The sequence below is a fragment of the Sphingopyxis sp. YR583 genome (genome assembly GCF_900108295.1).
Taxonomy (GTDB): Bacteria; Pseudomonadota; Alphaproteobacteria; order Sphingomonadales; family Sphingomonadaceae; genus Sphingopyxis.
This window is the reverse complement of record NZ_FNWK01000002.1, coordinates 239,036-256,602: the sequence shown is the minus strand read 5'-3', so window position 1 is coordinate 256,602 and position 17,567 is coordinate 239,036. Positions and strand designations below refer to the sequence as shown.

Below are 17,567 nucleotides of genomic sequence, written 5' to 3'. Positions count from 1 at the left end.
ATCCAATCAGAACCAAGGCACGAAAGGAATTTCCACATGGACCTCAAACTCAAAGGAAAGACAGCCCTCGTCACGGGATCGACCGCCGGCATCGGTTTCGCGATCGCCAAGCGCCTTGCCGAAGAAGGCGTCGACGTCGTCATCACGGGCCGCAACCAGCAGAAACTCGACGAGGCGGCTGCCGAACTGTTGCAGGCCGGCACGATCCGCCCCGTCCTCGCAGACCCTGCCACGGCCGAGGGTGCCGACGCGCTGATCGCCGCAGTTCCCTCGGTCGATATCCTCGTCAACAATCTCGGCATCTATGAAGCCAAGCCCTTTGCCGAGATCAGCGACGCCGACTGGCATCGTCTTTTCGAGGTCAATGTGGTGAGCGGCGCGCGCCTGTCGCGGCACTATTTCCCGAAGATGCTAGAGAACAACTGGGGCCGCGTGATCTTCATCGCCAGCGAAAGCGGCCTGCTGCCGCCCGCCGAGATGATCCACTATGGCATGACCAAGACCGCGCAGCTTACCATCGCGCGCGGGCTTGCCGAGCAAACCCGAGGCACGGGTGTAACGGTGAACAGCGTGCTGCCGGGGCCGACGCGCTCGGAAGGCATCACCGACTTCATTCGCTCGGTCGTCTCGAACCCCGATGCCCCTGAGGCCGAGCGCGAGAGGGCCTTCTTCGACGAATTGCGTCCGCTGTCGCTGATCCGCCGCCTGATCGAGGCCGACGAGATCGGGGCGATGGTGACCTATCTCGCCAGCCCGCTCGCCGCTGTCACCAACGGCGCCGCGATCCGTGCCGAGGGCGGGATCGTTCCGACGATCGCCTAGGCTTTTACAATCCCTCGATCGATCAGACTATGCGCCGTCGCGAGGATCGCTTCCTCGGGCGGTCGCATCGTCCAGCCGAGCGTCTTCATTGCATGGCGGCTGTCACCCCCACGAACATTGCCGAGTTCGGCGACGACCTGTTTGAGTTCTGGGCGAAAGATCGCGAGCGCCTTGAGCAGCCAGTCGGGCATCTTGCGCGTCGGCACCTTGCGCGCGCGTTCGCCGAGATTGGCGGTCAGGACGTTCGCGACATCGACGAATTTCAGGAAAGCGCCCGAACAGACGAAACGCTCGTCGCGGATCCCTTCGACGGTCAGCGCCCGATAATGCATGTCGGCGACGTCGCGCACGTCGATGATGCCAAAGCCGACATCGGGGCACATCGGCACCTTTCCTTCGAGCAATTGCTTCACGACTTCGATCGAAGTCGACAGATCGTCCGACAGCAGCGGTCCGAACACTGCGGCGGGATTGACCGAAGCAAATTCCATATCGCCTCCCTCGGCCGCTACCCAATCGCGCGCGGCGCGTTCGGCAACGGTCTTCGATCGCGGATAGGGCATGACCTCGGGGTTATCGAGGTTGCTCCAGTCGGCTTCGTCATAGAAATCGCGCGCCTTGCCATGGCCATAGGCGACCGCCGCCATCGAAGAGGTCAGGACGAAGCGCCTGACACCCGCCGCCTTTGCGAACCGCAACGCGCGGAGCGCACCCTCGCGCGCAGGGATCACCAGATCGTCGGCATGTTTCGGGACGTCGAGCGGAAAAGGCGATGCGACATGTGCGACATGGCTGCATCCGGCCATCGCTTCCGCCCAGCCAGCGTCGTTTTCCAGATCGGCGGCGAAGAAACGCAGTTTCGCATTGTCGACATTCAGCCAGCCGCGAACCTCGTCCTCGCGTTTCAGGCTGCGAACGGTCGTGTGAACCGTCCACCCATTGTCGATCAGCTGCCGGATCAGGAAGCCCGCAATATAGCCGCTGCCCCCGGTGACCAATGCCGTTCCCGCCATGCGCCCCTCCCCTCGCTCGTTATATCGGAAGAATAGCGCAAGCGGGTTGCTGGCCGAAACCTTATTTCAGCAGCACCAGTTCCTCGGCCATGCTCGGGTGCAGCGCGACCGTCGCGTCGAAGTCGGCCTTGGTCAGCCCGGCCTTAACCGCGATCGCCGCCGCTTGCAGGATTTCGGGCGCATCGGGGCCGATCATGTGCAGCCCGACGACCTGATCGGTCGCGGCGTTGACGATCATCTTGTACAGCGCACGCTCGTTCCGACCCGCAAGGACATTCTTCATCGCGCGAAAATCGCTTGTGTAGACGCGGATGCTGCCCAGCTTGTTGCGTGCCTCGGCCTCGGTCATGCCGACCGCACCGATCGGCGGGTGGCTGAACACCGCGCTCGGAACATTGGCATAATCGACCACCGTGGGCTTGCCGCCAAAGAAGGTGTCGGAGAAGGCCTGGCCTTCGCGGATCGCCACGGGCGTGAGCTGGATACGGTTGGTAACGTCGCCGACGGCAAAGATGCTCGGCACCGACGACTGGTTGCGCTCGTCGACCTTGATCGCGCCATCCTTGTCGAGTTCGACGCCGACCTCTTCGAGCCCGATGCCCCGGCTGTTCGGAACTCGGCCCGCAGCGACGAGCACCGCATCGGCCTGCATCGGTTCGCAGCCTTCGAGCTTCACGGTCAGCGACCCATCGTCATTCTTTTCGATCGACTGGAACGGCGCGTTGAACTTGAAATCGATGCCCTTGGTCATCGAAATCTGGAGCAGGCGGTCGCGGATCTGTTCGTCATAGCCGCGCAGGATCGTGTCGCCGCGATTGACGATCGTCACCTTGCTACCGAATTCGTTGAAAATGCCGGCGAACTCGTTGGCGATATAGCCGCCGCCCGCGATGATGATCCGCTTCGGCAGCGTTTCGAGATGAAACACCTCGTTCGAGGTGAGCGCATGTTCGCTGCCCGGAAATTCGGGAACATGCGGCCAGCCGCCCGTCGCGATCAGGATGCGCCCCGCCGTCAGTTCGGTTCCGTCGGCGAGGCGCACCTTCTGGGGCCCGACGACCGTCGCGCGCGTTCTGAGGACGGTCACCTTGTGATTGTCGAGCGTCTGGCCATACAGGCCTTCGAGCCGGTCGACTTCGGCGAGCACATTGTCGCGCAGCACCGGCCAGTTGAACTTGCACTCGGGCACGTCCCAGCCGAACTTGCGCGCGTCGTGGATATCCTCGGCGAAATGGGCACCGTAGACGAGCAATTTCTTGGGCACGCAGCCGCGAATGACGCAGGTGCCGCCGACCCGATACTCTTCGGCTACCGCAACGCGCGCGCCGTGCGAGGCCGCGATGCGCGAAGCGCGGACGCCGCCCGAACCGGCGCCGATGACAAAGAGATCATAGTCGAAATCGCTCATGGATAACCCCTGGATTGGACAGGCAGGCATTCGCGCCCGGCGCCTATGTGGTTACACGGCGCCGGGTTGCCAATCGAATTTTGCATTCAGTGACAGCGGCGCGGCGTCAATCGCCAAGCGCAGCCGCCATCAGAGCCTGCGTCGCCGCATCGAACTCGACCGTCCCTTCGGCAAGGCCTTTCGCCATTTCCTTGCCCAGCTCGACCCCGAACTGATCGAAGGGGTTGATGCCGAGCAGCACGGCATTGGCAAAGACGCGATGTTCGTAAAAGGCGATCAGCGCGCCGAGGCTGCGCGGCGTCACCTGGTCGAGAAGGATCGTCGTCGAGGGGCGGTCGCCCGGGTAATTGCGCGCGCCGTCCTCGCTGGAGCGGCCGGTCATCAGCGCCGCACCCTGCGCGATACAATTGGCGACGAGCGTTTCATGATGGGCGTCGTCGAGCAAGTGATCGGGCTCGCGCGCGACGACGAATTCGACCGGCGTCAGATGCGTGCCCTGATGCAGCAACTGGAACACCGCATGCTGCGCATCGGTGCCGACGCCGCCCCAGGTGATCGGCGCGGTCTGCCGCGACACCGGCTGGCCGTCGAAGGTCGCCGACTTGCCGTTCGATTCCATTTCGAGTTGCTGAAGATAGGAGGGCAACAGGCGAAGCCGCTCGTCATAGGCGAAGACCGCACGCGTCTGGCAGCCAAGGCGGTTCGCATAGATCTGGTCCGCGAAAGCGGCGAGCAGGCAGATATTGTCGGCCCCGTCGGCAAGGCGGAAATGGCGGTCCATCTCTGCTGCGCCTTCGAGCAGGTCGGCAAAGGCATCCCAGCCGAGCGCGAGCGCAGCGGGAAAGCCGATCGACGACCATAGCGAATAGCGGCCGCCGACACTTTCGTTGAACGGCAGGATGCGCGTTTCGTCGATGCCCCATTCCATCGCGCGCTCGGGCTTCGCGGTCAGCGCGATGAAGCGGCCGACCGGGTCGACCACTCCGGCCTCTTCGAGCCATTGCAGCGCGGAATTGGCGTTGAGCAGGGTTTCGGTCGTCGTGAAAGTCTTCGACGCCACGGCCACAAGCGTATGCTCGGGGCTGAACTTTGCGAAGGCCTCGTCGAGCGCGGCGCCATCGACGTTCGATACCACCGCGACGTCATAGCGATCGCTGTGGCGGCCGAGCGCGTCGATGAGGAGGTCGGGGCCAAGCGCCGATCCGCCGATACCGATATGGAGCAGGTGGCGGATCTCGCCGAATGCCCCGGCCTCGATCGCATCGATCATCATCCGCATCCGCTGATGGAGCGCCTGCGCGGCATGGACCGACTCGGGCGCCCCGTCGCCGCGCTCGGCGCTATGCTCGGCGGCGCGGTCCTCCGTCGGGTTCGCGATCCCGCCCGAGAAGAGCGTCTTGCGGCGGCCGGCAAAATCCTGCGTTTCGGCAAGGCGGGACAGGATTGCGATCGCCGAGGTGTCGAGATGGGTTTTGGCGAAGTCGAACCGAATGTCGGCGACATTGCGCACCAGCGCCTGCAGCCGCGCGTCGGGATCGGCCGCGACCAGATCGATCAGCTTCTGCGGCCGCCAGTCGGAGAGGGCCTGCCAGGCGTCGGGTGCGGTTGTCATCGTCTGTTGTCCTCGAAGGGGGAGTGAATCGCCGACTTTCTCTAGGCCCGCGGCCATCCTCGCGCCAGTGTCGTCCGCCGATATTTGCTTGACGTGGCAACCTATTCATCGCCAATGCCGCGACATGACCAATGCCAGCTTTACCGCCGATGTGACGCCCCCGACTGCGCCCGTGCCGCCCACGCCGACCCCTGCACCGGTTTCGGCGAAGGAAGAGGCGGTCGACACGGTCCGCTTTCTTGCGCTCCTCGCGATCGCGGTACTGATTTTCCGCAGCTTTTTCCTGTCGCCGTTCAACATTCCGTCGGAATCGATGCAGCCGAGACTGCTGATCGGCGACTATCTGCTCGTGAACAAGATGGCCTATGGCTATTCGAAATACAGCCTGCCGTTCAGCGTCCCGCTGATCCCCGGCCGCATTTTCGCGCGCACCCCCGAGCGCGGCGACGTCGTCGTATTCAAGGCACCGCCGGTCGCCGACAATGATTATATCAAGCGCGTAATCGGCCTGCCCGGCGACAGCGTGCAAGTGAAGGACGGCATCGTCTGGCTGAACGGCAAGCCCGTGCAGCGCAAGGCGATCGCCGATTTCGTGATTCCCGTGACGCAGAACATGATCGATGCGTCGCGCGCGACGGGCACCCTGCCCTGCTATTCGCCCGAGTTCGAAGAGGTCGCCGCCAACGGCCAGCGCCAGTGCCGGTACAAGCAGTTCCGCGAAACGCTGCCGAACGGAAAAAGCTATAACATCCTCGACATCACGACGATCCCCGAGGACAATACCCCGCTCGTCGTCGTGCCCGAGGGGCATTTGTTCCTGATGGGCGACAACCGGGACCGCAGCGCCGACAGCCGTTTCCCCGCGATGGAAAATCAGGGAATCGGCCTTGTGCCCGAAGAAAATCTCGTCGGCCATGCGCTGGTCGGCATGTTCTCGACCGACGGATCGGCGAGCTGGATCAACCCGATCAGCTGGTTCACCGCCGCGCGCTGGGAACGGATCGGGGACGGTTTTTGAACGATCCCCTCGACACCGGGGCGCTCGCCGGCATCATCGGCGGCGCTCCGGGTGACCCGGCGCTTTACGATCTGGCGCTGACGCACGGCAGCACCGGGCGCGCCGATTACCAGCGGCTCGAATTCCTTGGCGACCGCGTCCTCGGGCTCGTGATCGCGTCCGAACTTTACACCCGCTTCCCCGCCGCGAGCGAGGGCGAGATGTCGTCACGGCTGCATGTCCTGGCATCGGGTGCCACCTGCGCCGCGGTCGCGCGCAAGCTCGACCTCACCGCGCTGATCCGTTTCGGTGCGCAGGCGCGCAACGACGGTGGTCGCTACAGCGACAATATCGCCGCCGACGCAATGGAGGCGCTGATCGGCGCGCTCTGGCTCGACAAGGGCGCCGATGCGGCGCGGCAATTCATCCTGGCCCATTGGAACGAGATGATCGATGGGCAACAGACCGCGCCGAAGCATCCGAAAGCGGCGCTTCAGGAATGGGCGCTTGCGCGCAAGCGCCGTCCGCCCGAATATGAGATTGTATCGCGCGAAGGCCCCGATCATGCCCCGCGGTTTCGTATCGCGGTGAGCGTCGGAAAGCTCGCCCGCGCCGAAGCCGAAGGCGCCAGCAAACAGGCGGCGGAAAAGGCCGCGGCGGCGGCGTTGCTCGCCGAACTCGAAGGAATGAAATTATGACCCAGCATTGCGGTTTCGTCGCCGTTGTCGGCGCGCCCAACGCGGGCAAATCGACGCTTGTCAACGCACTCGTCGGCCAGAAGGTCGCGATCGTCAGCCCCAAGGCGCAGACGACGCGCACGCGGTTGATGGGCGTCGCGATGGAGGGCGAAACGCAGATCATCCTGATCGACACGCCCGGCATCTTCGCGCCGACGCGCCGGCTCGACCGCGCGATGGTTGCGGCTGCATGGAGCAGCCTCGAGGAAGCCGAGGCGATCTTGGTCATGGTCGATGCCGCGGCAAAGCTGACGGGCCGCGTCGAACGCGTGCTCGAAGGGATCGCGAACCGCCCCGAGAAGAAATATCTGATCCTGAACAAGGTCGACCTGACCAAGAAGGACAAATTGCTGACGATCGCGACCGAGCTCAACGGCAAGGTCGCGTTCGACGAAACCTTCTTTATCGCAGCGAGCAGCGGCGACGGCGTGCCCGAACTCAAGGCGCATCTCACGAAGCTGATGCCCGAGGGACCGTGGCATTTTCCCGAGGACGAGGTCAGCGACGCGCCCGAACGCATGCTCGCCGCCGAAATCACCCGCGAGCAGCTCTATCGCCAGCTTCACGAGGAACTGCCCTATCAGTCGACGGTCGAGACCGAACTGTTCAAGACGCGCCCCGACGGCAGCGCCGAGATCCATCAGCAGATATTCGTCGCACGCGACAATCAGCGCGCGATCGTGCTCGGCAAGGGCGGCGCGCGGATCAAGGAAATCGGTGCCCGCGCCCGCGCGGAACTGACCGAATTGATGGGCCGTAAGGTTCACCTGTTCCTTCACGTCAAGGTGAAGGAAAATTGGGACGAGGATCGCGGCGTCTATCGCGACATGGGGCTCGACTGGGTCGACTGAGGACGGCGCCCCAAGCGCCGCCCTCCCGGTTCAGCTCGTCGTTTCGCGCACCAGCGTAATCCGGACCTTCCCGTCGCTGGATCGCATCCGCAGCCGGTCGCCATCGACCCAATAGCGCACGCGCAAATCGCCGTCGGGAATATAGATTTCCCGCTCGTTGATCTGGAAATCCTGATACATTTCGTCGTCGCCGCGCAGCGGACGCTGGAAATAGGTGATGACCTCCTCGTCGTCGGTAAACTCCATCACGTCGTGGCGCGACAGATCCTCGACCCCGTTGAGCGACACGACACGCCATTTTCCTAGGACACGCATCGGCTGCATGTCCTTCGGCACCTCGCCGCTATAACCGGCATAGAGCGCCGCCTTGCCACGCATCGTCTCCACCAGCGCACGCTCGTCCTTCAGGTCGGCATAGTCGACACCGGAAAGACGCGTATTGAGGCCGTCGAGCAGCGCGAACGCCTGTTTGGCGTTGCCGTCGCGATGGAAGGCCCGCGTCGCTGCATCCATCACCAGATATTGATCGACGAGCGTCTGCGCGAGCCGCAGGTTGGCCGCAGGCTCAGCCGTCGGTGCCCCGATGCTGAGCTTGTCGCCATGCTTGCTTCCGTCGAGCGCGCTGACATAGGTCAGCGAAACATCCATCAGCGATGCCCCGTCCGCGAGCGATACCACGGGCAAGTGGGCGCGCCCCTCGGCCTTGCCCAGCGAAGCATAGATGCCGCCGCCGTTCGACGACAGGAAGGCCGTCGGCACGGTGATCGCGATTGCGCCATCCTTGCCCTCGGTCATCAGCCCGTCGGGGACACCGAACACACCGCTGATCCGATAGCCCGCATGCGGGGTCAGCGTCATGACGAGGTCGTGCGCAACTTCGCTCACCATATTGCGAAACTCGTCCCGCATCAGCTGGGCGCCCTTGTCGGGGCCGGCGACGAAGAAGAGGTTCCCGCCGCGAACGCTCGAAATCTTCATCGCGAGCGCACCGTCATATTGCACACCGACGCCGATGGTCGTGAGCCCGATCCCGCGCTTCGACGCATCCTCGGCCATCGCCATGAAGCTGCCTGCATCGGTGCGGCCCGTGTTGGGCTGTTCGTCTGTGAACAGCATCATACGCACCTTGCCGTCGAACCGGTCGGCTTCGGCAAAGGCGGCCTGATAGCCAAGCGTCAGCCCGGCTTCCATCGACGTCGAGCCGTCGATCGCGATGCTGTCGATCGCGGCGTGCATCGCATCCTTGTTTGCCGCCGCCGCTATCGGAGCGAGATGGATATTCGAATTGGTGCCATAGATGACGATGCCAAGCCGGTCCTTCGGCCCCAATTCGTCGACCATCTGGTGCAAGGCCGCCTTCACATTCGCGATCGGCGGTCCGGACATCGATCCCGACCGGTCGACGACCGCCATGATGCTCAGCGGTTCGCGCTTCCAACTTGCCGCATCGATATTGCTGTCGAACGCCATGCCGAGAAACATGAGATCGTCGGGCCGTGTCGGCAGACTGGCGGCCATTGCCTGTACGTTGAGGCAAAAGAGTTGCGCACAATTGCCGCCCGCCGGAAGCGTCAGGTCATGCTCGCCGAGCAGGCCTTCGACGGTCAGCGATTCAGGGCGCGGCAACGTCGTTGCGCTGAGCGCCGTCGACCGGAAATGCTGTATATCCTGGGCACCTCCCTGGCGAATGCGGGCGCCAGTGACGATCACCTCGCCGAGGCTCTCGTCATCGTCCTGCAGGACATCTTGCGCAAAGGTCGGCAGAGGCGCGGCAGTCGTCAACAGCGCCAATGTGGTCAACGACGAGTGGAAGAATTTGAAGCTTGCCATGTCCGCTCTCCCAAATCCCTGTTATCGGGAGAGGAAAGCTATCACGTATGCCTCCGTTACCGTAACGGAAAATGCGAAGCCGCTGCCCTGCTTTCGGGCAGGTGAAATCAGATCCGGCGACAGTCGTTTGGCGGCGGATTTCCGTCGAAGCGCGCAGTGATCCAGCCGATCGTCTCCTGCGCGCTGTCCTTGGCGCTCGCACCATGGTCGCCGGTCATATCGATCCACCGTGTCGGCGTTCCGCGCTTACAAACCGCCTTGGCGAACTTGCGCGTCACTGCGGGGGCGACGATCGTGTCCTTGCTGCTTTGTGCGATCAGCAGCGGCCCGGGTACGCGCGCGGGATCAACGCTGTTCGCACGTTCGAAGGCGCCGAAGGGTTCGATCTTTTCGATATCCTTGCCCTTCGTCGCACGCGCGATGGTCAGGATACCAAGGATCGTCCCGAGCTTGGGCTTTTTGTTGAACGCAACGCAATTATTCTCGCTGAGCCGGCGAATGATACCCTGATTGGTACGGTTCGTGATGCTGTCGAGCGGGAAGCCATAGAGCGTCGACCAACTGTACAGCGCAAAGGACAGGAGCAGCGCGCGTGCATTCTTGTCGCTGCCTTCGCGCAGATTGGCGCCGAGGTCGGTCGGCGGCGCGGCGGCGGCGGTCGCGACGAGCGTCAGGTCGGGGGCGTAGCTCCGCGCGGCCGTCGCGGTCCACAACGCGGCATGACCGCCCTGCGACTCGCCCCACACGGCAAAGCTGCTCCCCGCCGCTGCGCCGGGAATTTCGCGCGCCGCGCGCACAGCGTCGAGCACAGCATTCGCGGTGTCCTGCCCGACAAGAAACGGATGCATCGTCGGGCTTCCAAGCCCGATATAGTCGGGCGCGACGACGACATAGCCGTTGCGGACAGCGTTCATCCCCGCCGAATATTCGAAGAAATTGGGGCTGAGCGACGGCGCGCATTTTTCGGCCACACCCCACGCACCGTGCGTCCATGCGATGACACGGCGCGGCCGGGGCGGGATCCCTTCCATCGGCGCCGCGACGATGCCGGCGACCGCAAAGCGCTGGCCGTTGCCGTTCGTCGTCCAATATTGCACCCGCCAAGCCTGCGTCCCGGGCGGCGCGTCGGTCATCGGCTGGGCCGAGATCAGGTAGCGCGATGGCTGCGCGGCGGCAGGCAGCGCAAATGCTGTCAGGATGAAGAGCAGGACGGCGGCAAGCAGGTGGCGCATGGACAAGTCTCCCCGATGCGCCACTCTATCACGGGTTTGGAGTATCGGGAACGCCGACCATTAACCTCACCGGATTTCGTCATTCCCGCTTCCGCGGGAATGACGAATTAAGGGGAAGAGTCGACTATTCCGCTTCGGCCTTTTTCTTCGCCGTCGCCTTTTTGGCAGCGGGCTTTTTCGCCGGCGCCTTCTTCTTCGGCGCCGCTTTCTTCTTGCCCTTTGCCGGACCCTTCGCAGCACGCGCGTCGATCAGGGCGATGGCTTCTTCCAGCGTCAGTGTCGCCGGATCGGCCGTCTTAGGCAGCGTCGCGTTGGTCGTGCCGTCGGTGACATAGGGACCGAAGCGCCCTTCCATCAGCTTCATCTCGCCGCCGCTCGTCGGATGCGGACCAAAGGTGTTGAGCGGCTCGGCCTTGGTGCGTCCGCGCCCGCCGCCCGCCGCCGCTTCGGCGATGCGAACGACCGCCGCGTTCATGCCGATGTCGAATATTTCGGCCGTGCCCGTCAACTTCGCATATTTGCCGTCGTGCAGCAGATAGGGGCCATAGCGGCCAAGCCCCGCCATGATCGGCTTGCCGCTTTCGGGATGCACTCCGACCTCGCGCGGCAGGCTCAGCAGCCGCAGCGCATAGTCGAGATTGAAATCCTCGCCGGGGATGTCCTTGGGAATCGACGAACGTTTCGCTTCCTTGCCATCGCCGAGCTGGATGTAGGGGCCAAAGCGCCCGCTGCGCTTCGTCACTTCCAGCCCGCTGTCGGGATCGTTGCCCAGCGTTTCGGGGCCCGTATCGGCGCCATCGCTGCCGCCCGGCTGTGCAAATTTGCGCGTGAATTTGCAGTCGGGATAGTTGCTGCACGCAATGAACGGCCCGAACTTGCCACCGCGCAGCGCGAGCCGCCCGGTGCCGCAATTGGGACAGAGACGCGGGTCGCTGCCATCGCCCTTGTCGGGGAAGAGATAGGGACCGAGGAACTCGTCGAGCGCCGCAGTGATCTCCGACGGCTTCTGCTCCATCACCTCGCCGGTGCGCGGCTTGAAATCGCGCCAGAAGCGTTCGAGCACCGCCTGCCACTGCGCGCGGCCGCCCGATACGTCATCGAGTTCTTCCTCGAGCCCCGCGGTGAAATCATAACCGACATAGCGTTCGAAGAAGCGTTCGAGGAACGCGGTCAGCAAGCGACCGCTCTCCTCCGGCATGAAGCGGTTCTTCTCGACCGTCACATAGGCGCGGTCCTTCAGCACCTGCAGGATCGAGGCATAGGTCGACGGACGCCCGATGCCGAGCTCTTCCATCTTCTTGACGAGGCTCGCCTCCGAATAGCGCGGCGGCGGCTGCGTCTCGTGGCTCTCGACCTCGACGCCGGTCTTTGCCGGCGCGTCGCCCTTCGCCATCGCGGGCAGCAGGCGCGCATCGTCGTCATCGGCCGCATCGTCGCGGCTTTCATCGTAAAGCGCGAGGAAGCCCGGGAACTTCACGACCTGCCCCGTCGCGCGCATCACCGTCTTGCCCGTGCCGTCGGTCAGGTCGATGCTCGTGCGTTCAAGCCGCGCCGACGCCATCTGGCTCGCCATCGCGCGCTTCCAGATCAGCTCATACAACCGGGCATGATCGCCGCTGCCCGCCTTGTCCTTTGAAAAGTCGGTCGGACGGATCGCTTCATGCGCTTCCTGCGCATTCTTTGCCTTCGTCTGATACTGGCGCGGCTGGTCGGGAACATAACCCCCGTCATAGCGCGTCGCGATCGCCTTGCGCGCCGCGCTGATCGCGCTGCCGTCCATCTGGACGCCGTCGGTACGCATGTAGGTGATCGCGCCGTCTTCGTAGAGCGCCTGCGCGATGCGCATCGTGTGGCTTGCGGAGAAGCCGAGCTTGCGCGCCGCTTCCTGCTGCAAGGTCGACGTGGTGAATGGTGGCGGGGGGTTGCGCGTCAGCGGCTTGGTTTCGACCGCATCGACGGTAAAATGCCCCGCCTTCACATCGGCCTCGGCGGCGCGCGCGTCGGCTTCACTGGTGATCGACAGACGCTCGATCTTGTCGCCCTTCCAGCGGGAAAGCCGCGCCTTGAAAGGCGTCCCGCCCATCTCGAACAGGCCGGTCACCGACCAATATTGCTGCGCAACAAAGGCCTCGATCTCGCGTTCGCGTTCGACCACCAGACGCAGCGCGACCGACTGGACGCGGCCCGCCGATTTCGCGCCGGGCAGCTTGCGCCAGAGAACCGGCGAGAGGGTGAAGCCAACGAGATAGTCGAGCGCGCGGCGGGCGCGGTAAGCGTCGATCAAGTCGGTGTCGAGTTCGCGCGGACGCGCCATGGCGTCGGTCACGGCCTGCTTGGTGATCGCATTGAACGTCACGCGGTCAACCGACGCAGGCAGCGCCTTCTTGCTGCGCAGCAATTCCTGCACATGCCAGCTGATCGCTTCTCCTTCGCGATCAGGGTCGGTCGCGAGGATCAGTCGATCGGCGGTCTTCGCCGCGTCCTGGATTTCCTTCATCCGCTTCGTCTTGTCGGGATACAGCTGCCACTGCATCGCGAAACCGTCGTCGGGATCGACCGAGCCGTCCTTGGGCGGCAGGTCGCGGACATGGCCATACGACGCCAGCACCTTGAAATCGCGCCCCAGATATTTCTCGATCGTCTTCGCCTTTGCGGGCGATTCCACAATTACCAATTGCATGAAAAACCTTTAGTCCTAGCTGTCCCTTACGTACGTACGCGTGAGGGTGGCGCCGACGGGCGCCGCGTCAACCGAAAATTTCGGCGTTGCGCGCCGCGCGTCGACCGATCGTCAGATACATGGTGGCCGCAGCGGCGATACCAAAGACCCACGCCGCCTGCGACAACGCATTTGTCACGATCAGCGTTCCGATACGCGTGATGTCGCCTTCCGGGACGAGATAGATGTTGGCGACGAGCGGCACGCCCTGACACAGGAAGATCGTCACCGCGATGATCGAGCATGCGAGCCAATGCTGCTCTGTCGCATCCCAACTAGCCTGGATCGCTTCGGACATCGATATGTCTTCTGCAAACAGCGCCGGGGCGGCAAGAAACCAGCGTCCCGCGAAATAGAGGCCGGGAAGGATGAGCACGAGCAATCCGAACGCGATCCCGAGCCCGGTCACCAGCCCCACTCCGAACAGCGAAGCGATCCGCCATTTGCGCGAGGCGACGACTTGTCCGGCCCCCTTCAAGACTGCGATGATGATGCAGGCTTGCAAGAAGAGGTTGAAGAAGGTGAAAGCGAAAACATAAAGGATCGCTGCTTCGCCGAGCGCCGAACTCAGATCCATCCCGACGCCCGCCGCGGTCGAAGCAAGAAAGATAAGCGCGAATGTCCGCCAATTCGCTTTGATGTGTAAAAATGCGTCGCGCGCCACCGGCGCGGCCAAGCTGGCATCGAATTGCAATTTCATTCCCCCGCGCCCCATTTTCAGGCGCGCGAGGGTTGCTGTGCATCGCAATCCCGTCAAGAGGGATTTGCTTGCCTCCGATGCGGGGCCGGTCGATCGGTGTCAGCCGTCCTGCCACTTGAAGTCGGCGGGCAGGATGCATTTGCCGGCATCATATTTGCCGACGCTGCGGATGATTTCCTGATCGTCGGGCTCGATGCGGCGACCGCTGATCTGGCTGTCGATCACCCGCCGGACGAGCGCATCGAGCTTGGTCACGAGATAGCAATCGATCGCAGGCGGCGCGTGCGGATTTCCGACGCCGCTGTCGTCGGTCAGGAACAGATAGCGCGACTGCGTTGCGGCCGCCATCGCGCGCATCGCATATTCGGCCTTGTCGGCGACGCCCGAGGCGGCGACCGGCGTGATATGGATGCGCTTGGCGCGCGCCGCTTCGGCGGCGGCCCAGGTCCGCCCGAACTTGTCGTCGTGCGGCGGCGCATCTGCAACGAGCAACAGGGACTTCACCGCGTCGGGGCGCCAGTCCTGACCGACCGCGCGGATCATCGCCTGATCCATCGCCTCGGGATAGTCGCCGCCACCATTGGCGTCTTGCCGTGCCAGCGCACCCTGCACGCGTCCGATATCGCGATCGAAGGCGACCGTTCGCGTGACATAATCGTCGCCGAGATCGCGGTAGAAGACGAAGCCGATGCGAATGTCGAGGTCGCGGTGTTTTGCGGTGATCGCACCGATGATCGATCGCAGTTCGGACTGAAGATAGTTGATCTCGTCGCCCATGCTGCCCGTCGTATCGACGACGAGCATCAGGTCGAGCTTGGTCGCCTTGGTGGCGGCCTGATTAGCGGTCAGGCCGACAAGCTGACCGCCCGCCGAATTGGCGACCAGTACCGGACGCGCGTCGGCGATGGTGCGGCCCGCTTTCCGCGCCGACACCGTGATCCGCTCGCTCAGCCGGTCGAGCCCGGGGAAGAAGACGGCGCTACCGTCGGCCTGTGTCGCCATGGTGATACTGTTGCCGTCGCTGCACGTCACCACGACGTCGGCGAAGGGGATCGGCTGGCCGCTGCGGTCGTTGACCTTCACCGTCACGACACGCGTCGTATCGACGCGCGGAAGGTCGCGGACCTCCTGTCCCAGATCACCACTGCGATTGACGTAGGAGGCATAAAGTTCGGGGTTGAGCAGATCGTCATGCTCGCCCGCGGTCAATATGCCCGATTGGGGTTGCGGCTGCGGCCTTGGATAGGGGCGCGGCGGCACAATGCCGGGGCTGACGCGCGAATAGTCGGAAGATGAACCGGGAACCGGCGCAGCGGATGCCGGCGGCGGCGGAAGCGCCTCGGCAACGGCCTTGCTGGAGCTGGCGCTCGCCGATCCGGTCACCACGACCTCGGCGGCATCGCCCGCATAGGATGGCGGCGGCGGAGCCATTGGCGGCGGGGGTGGAGGTGGCGGAGGGGGCGGCGGAGGCGCGGGCTCGACCGCCATCACCTCCTCCTCGCGGTCGGCCTTCACGCTCCCGCGCGTCTTGATGCTGCCATTCGTCTGCTGCGGCTGCGGACGGACCTCGGGATCGAGCTGCGGCAAGGGCGCGGCGTTGCGGCAAAAGCCCTCGCCGGTTGGCGGTATCGAGTGCGCCATCGCCAGAGGGATCGGTGCGGGCGCCGAAGCCAGCACGGCAACCATCGTTACGCTCGTCAGAAATCGGCTTCGCATCAACAACTCCCCACTATGTGATACAATATCATCAGCCTGCAGTTCGGCCGCTGAACCGTGGCTGAACCGCGACAAGGCGTTAGATTGAACGTGCTTTGTCGACTATGCGATTGATCACACGAGCGAAATCTTCGCTCCCGCATGCCGCTCGATACGGCCCGCAAGTTCAAGCTCGAGCAGCATCAGCTGGACAGACGAGGCGTCCTGCCCGGATTGTCGCACCAGCTCGTCGACCGCGACGGGCGTCGGACCGAGCAGGCCGATCAGCGATCTACGCTCGCCCTCTCCTGCCTCTACCGGCGCGGGCGGGGCAGCATAATGACGATGCACCGGCTCGCGCACCATCCGCGTGTCGATCGGGCCGACCGCTTCCAGCACGTCGTCGACCGTCTGGATGAGCGTCGCGCCTTCGCGGATCAGCAGATTGCATCCCTGCGCGCGCGGATCGAGCGGAGAGCCGGGGACTGCCATCACCTCGCGTCCATAATCGCCGGCCCGCCGCGCGGTGATCAGCGAGCCGGATTTCGGCGCCGCCTCGATCACCACCGTGCCGTGCGCGATCCCGGCGATGATCCGGTTGCGCGACGGGAAGTGCCGCGCGAGCGGTTCGGTCCCTGGCGGCTGCTCCGCAATGAGCAGTTGATCGCTCGCGATCTTTTCCTGCAACGCGGCGTTTTCGGGCGGAAAGGCGATGTCGATCCCGCTCGCGATCACGCCCGTCGTCGCGCCCCCAAGCGCGCCGATATGCGCCGCGGTGTCGACCCCGCGCGCAAGGCCGCTGACCACCGTGACGTCGCGTGCGGCCAGCTCGGCCGCGAGCTGGCGCGCAAAGCGACAGGCAACCGCCGATGCGTTGCGCGCGCCGACGATCGCCACGCAAGGGCGGCGCAGCATGGACGGATCGCCGCGCACGACGACGACGGGCGGCGCCCCCTCGACCTCGCGCAGCATCGGCGAATAATCATCCTCGTCGCTGAAAATATGCCGTGCGCCGAGCGCAGCCACACGCTCGACCTCCCGCTCCGCGATGTCGAGCGGTGCGATGCGCACCTTCCCTGCTCCGCCGCGAAGGACCAGATCGGGAAGCGCGTCGAGCGCCGCCTCGCCCGAACCGAAGCGGAGCATCAACTGGTGCCAGCTCACCGGCCCGACATGCGGCGTGCGGATCAGCCGCAGCCGCGCCAGCCGTTCGGCGTGGGTCACGCGGCGTCCTTTTTTTTTCCGATCCGCGGTTCGGTTCCCGCGCGCAGTCGCGCGATATTCTCACGGTGACGCCACAGCACGATCACCGCGAGGCCGGCGAGCCCGATGGCATAGACCTGATGGCCGAACGCCAGCGCGGCGATCGGCGCCGACACCGCGCCAAGCATCCCGCCAAGCGATGAAATGCGGAGCAACAAGACGGTGCCGAGCCATACGACCGCGAACACCAGACCAATCGGCCAGGCGAGCGCAAGCGCAAGCCCCAGCAACGTCGCAACGCCCTTCCCACCCCGGAATTTCAGCCACACCGGATAGCAATGGCCGATCATCGCCGCGGCGCCCGCGATCATCGCGGCATGGTCGCCGAGTTCGGGAACGAAATGACGCGCGAGAAGCACCGCCACCGCACCCTTCGCACCGTCGAGGACCAATGTCGCCGCCGCCAGGCCCTTGCGCCCGGTGCGCAACACATTGGTCGCGCCGATATTGCCCGATCCGATCTGGCGCAGGTCGCCGGCGCCGAACAGGCGGGTCAGGATCACCCCGAACGGAATCGACCCCAACAGATACCCCGCAGCAATCAGCAAATATAAAGTCATGACGCTCCCCGCTCGCTTTGCGGCAATGTGGCGCCGTTGCCTGAATCAATCAATGGATTCGGCAAGATTGACAACCAAAGCGGACGAACTCGCCGCCCCCATTGAGTGCCTCCCGGGTCGCTGCTAGG

At 64.3% G+C, this 17,567-nt stretch carries 14 protein-coding genes; 4 read left to right on the top strand and 10 right to left on the bottom strand.

Going from position 1 to position 17,567, the window contains the following annotated elements; genetic code table 11:
- Nucleotides 1-36: 36 nt before the first annotated feature.
- Nucleotides 37-822, top strand: coding sequence for an SDR family NAD(P)-dependent oxidoreductase (locus BLW56_RS13200; RefSeq protein ID WP_093511155.1), 786 nt, complete (start codon nt 37-39; stop codon nt 820-822).
- Here BLW56_RS13200 and BLW56_RS13195 read toward each other — a convergent pair.
- The 3 genes from BLW56_RS13195 to pgi form a co-directional block, all read right to left on the bottom strand.
- Nucleotides 819-1,835: an NAD-dependent epimerase/dehydratase family protein gene (locus BLW56_RS13195; RefSeq protein WP_093511154.1), complete on the bottom strand. Its 1,017-nt coding sequence runs from the start codon at nt 1,833-1,835 to the stop codon at nt 819-821. The genes BLW56_RS13200 and BLW56_RS13195 overlap by 4 nt on opposite strands.
- Before the next feature lie 61 nt (nt 1,836-1,896).
- Nucleotides 1,897-3,243 (bottom strand): glutathione-disulfide reductase, encoded by a 1,347-nt coding sequence (gor, locus tag BLW56_RS13190; RefSeq protein ID WP_093511153.1) that lies wholly within the window; start codon nt 3,241-3,243, stop codon nt 1,897-1,899.
- 106 nt (nt 3,244-3,349) lie between these two features.
- Nucleotides 3,350-4,855 carry a glucose-6-phosphate isomerase gene (gene pgi, locus BLW56_RS13185; protein ID WP_093511152.1) on the bottom strand — a complete coding sequence of 502 codons (1,506 nt, stop codon included), beginning with the start codon at nt 4,853-4,855 and terminating at the stop codon, nt 3,350-3,352.
- Between the two features lie 124 nt (nt 4,856-4,979).
- On the opposite strand from pgi, the gene lepB reads away from it, so the two are divergent.
- The 3 genes from lepB to era are packed head-to-tail and all read left to right on the top strand — an operon-like array spanning nt 4,980 to nt 7,440.
- A complete protein-coding gene (lepB, locus tag BLW56_RS13180) occupies nt 4,980-5,873 on the top strand; it encodes a signal peptidase I (RefSeq protein WP_093511151.1) in 894 nt (297 codons plus the stop codon).
- Nucleotides 5,870-6,550, top strand: a complete 681-nt coding sequence (gene rnc, locus BLW56_RS13175) for a ribonuclease III (RefSeq protein ID WP_093511150.1) — start codon at nt 5,870-5,872, stop codon at nt 6,548-6,550. The genes lepB and rnc overlap by 4 nt, the downstream gene beginning before the upstream one ends.
- Nucleotides 6,547-7,440 (top strand): GTPase Era, encoded by an 894-nt coding sequence (era, locus tag BLW56_RS13170; RefSeq protein WP_093511149.1) that lies wholly within the window; start codon nt 6,547-6,549, stop codon nt 7,438-7,440. The genes rnc and era overlap by 4 nt, the downstream gene beginning before the upstream one ends.
- Nucleotides 7,441-7,470: 30 nt before the next feature.
- Here the strand turns inward: era and BLW56_RS13165 are convergent, their stop codons facing one another.
- The 7 genes from BLW56_RS13165 to plsY all read right to left on the bottom strand — a co-directional run bounded on the left by BLW56_RS13165 (nt 7,471) and on the right by plsY (nt 17,439).
- Nucleotides 7,471-9,270, bottom strand: coding sequence for a vWA domain-containing protein (locus BLW56_RS13165; RefSeq protein WP_093511148.1), 1,800 nt, complete (start codon nt 9,268-9,270; stop codon nt 7,471-7,473).
- Between the two features lie 107 nt (nt 9,271-9,377).
- Complete coding sequence (locus BLW56_RS13160; protein ID WP_093511147.1) at nt 9,378-10,502, bottom strand: lipase family protein; 1,125 nt, start codon at nt 10,500-10,502, stop codon at nt 9,378-9,380.
- 124 nt (nt 10,503-10,626) lie between these two features.
- The gene (gene topA, locus BLW56_RS13155) at nt 10,627-13,182 is read right to left on the bottom strand and encodes a type I DNA topoisomerase (RefSeq protein WP_093511146.1); all 2,556 of its coding nucleotides are present in this window, start codon (nt 13,180-13,182) and stop codon (nt 10,627-10,629) included.
- Nucleotides 13,183-13,249: 67 nt separating this feature from the next.
- A complete protein-coding gene (locus tag BLW56_RS13150) occupies nt 13,250-13,798 on the bottom strand; it encodes a hypothetical protein (RefSeq protein WP_143043463.1) in 549 nt (182 codons plus the stop codon).
- Nucleotides 13,799-14,020: 222 nt separating this feature from the next.
- Nucleotides 14,021-15,637 (bottom strand): vWA domain-containing protein, encoded by a 1,617-nt coding sequence (locus BLW56_RS13145; protein WP_256203458.1) that lies wholly within the window; start codon nt 15,635-15,637, stop codon nt 14,021-14,023.
- Between the two features lie 114 nt (nt 15,638-15,751).
- Complete coding sequence (gene dprA, locus BLW56_RS13140) at nt 15,752-16,840, bottom strand: DNA-processing protein DprA (RefSeq protein WP_093511143.1); 1,089 nt, start codon at nt 16,838-16,840, stop codon at nt 15,752-15,754.
- Nucleotides 16,837-17,439: a glycerol-3-phosphate 1-O-acyltransferase PlsY gene (plsY, locus tag BLW56_RS13135; RefSeq protein WP_093511142.1), complete on the bottom strand. Its 603-nt coding sequence runs from the start codon at nt 17,437-17,439 to the stop codon at nt 16,837-16,839. Before plsY ends, dprA begins: the two co-directional genes overlap by 4 nt.
- Nucleotides 17,440-17,567 lie beyond the last annotated feature (128 nt).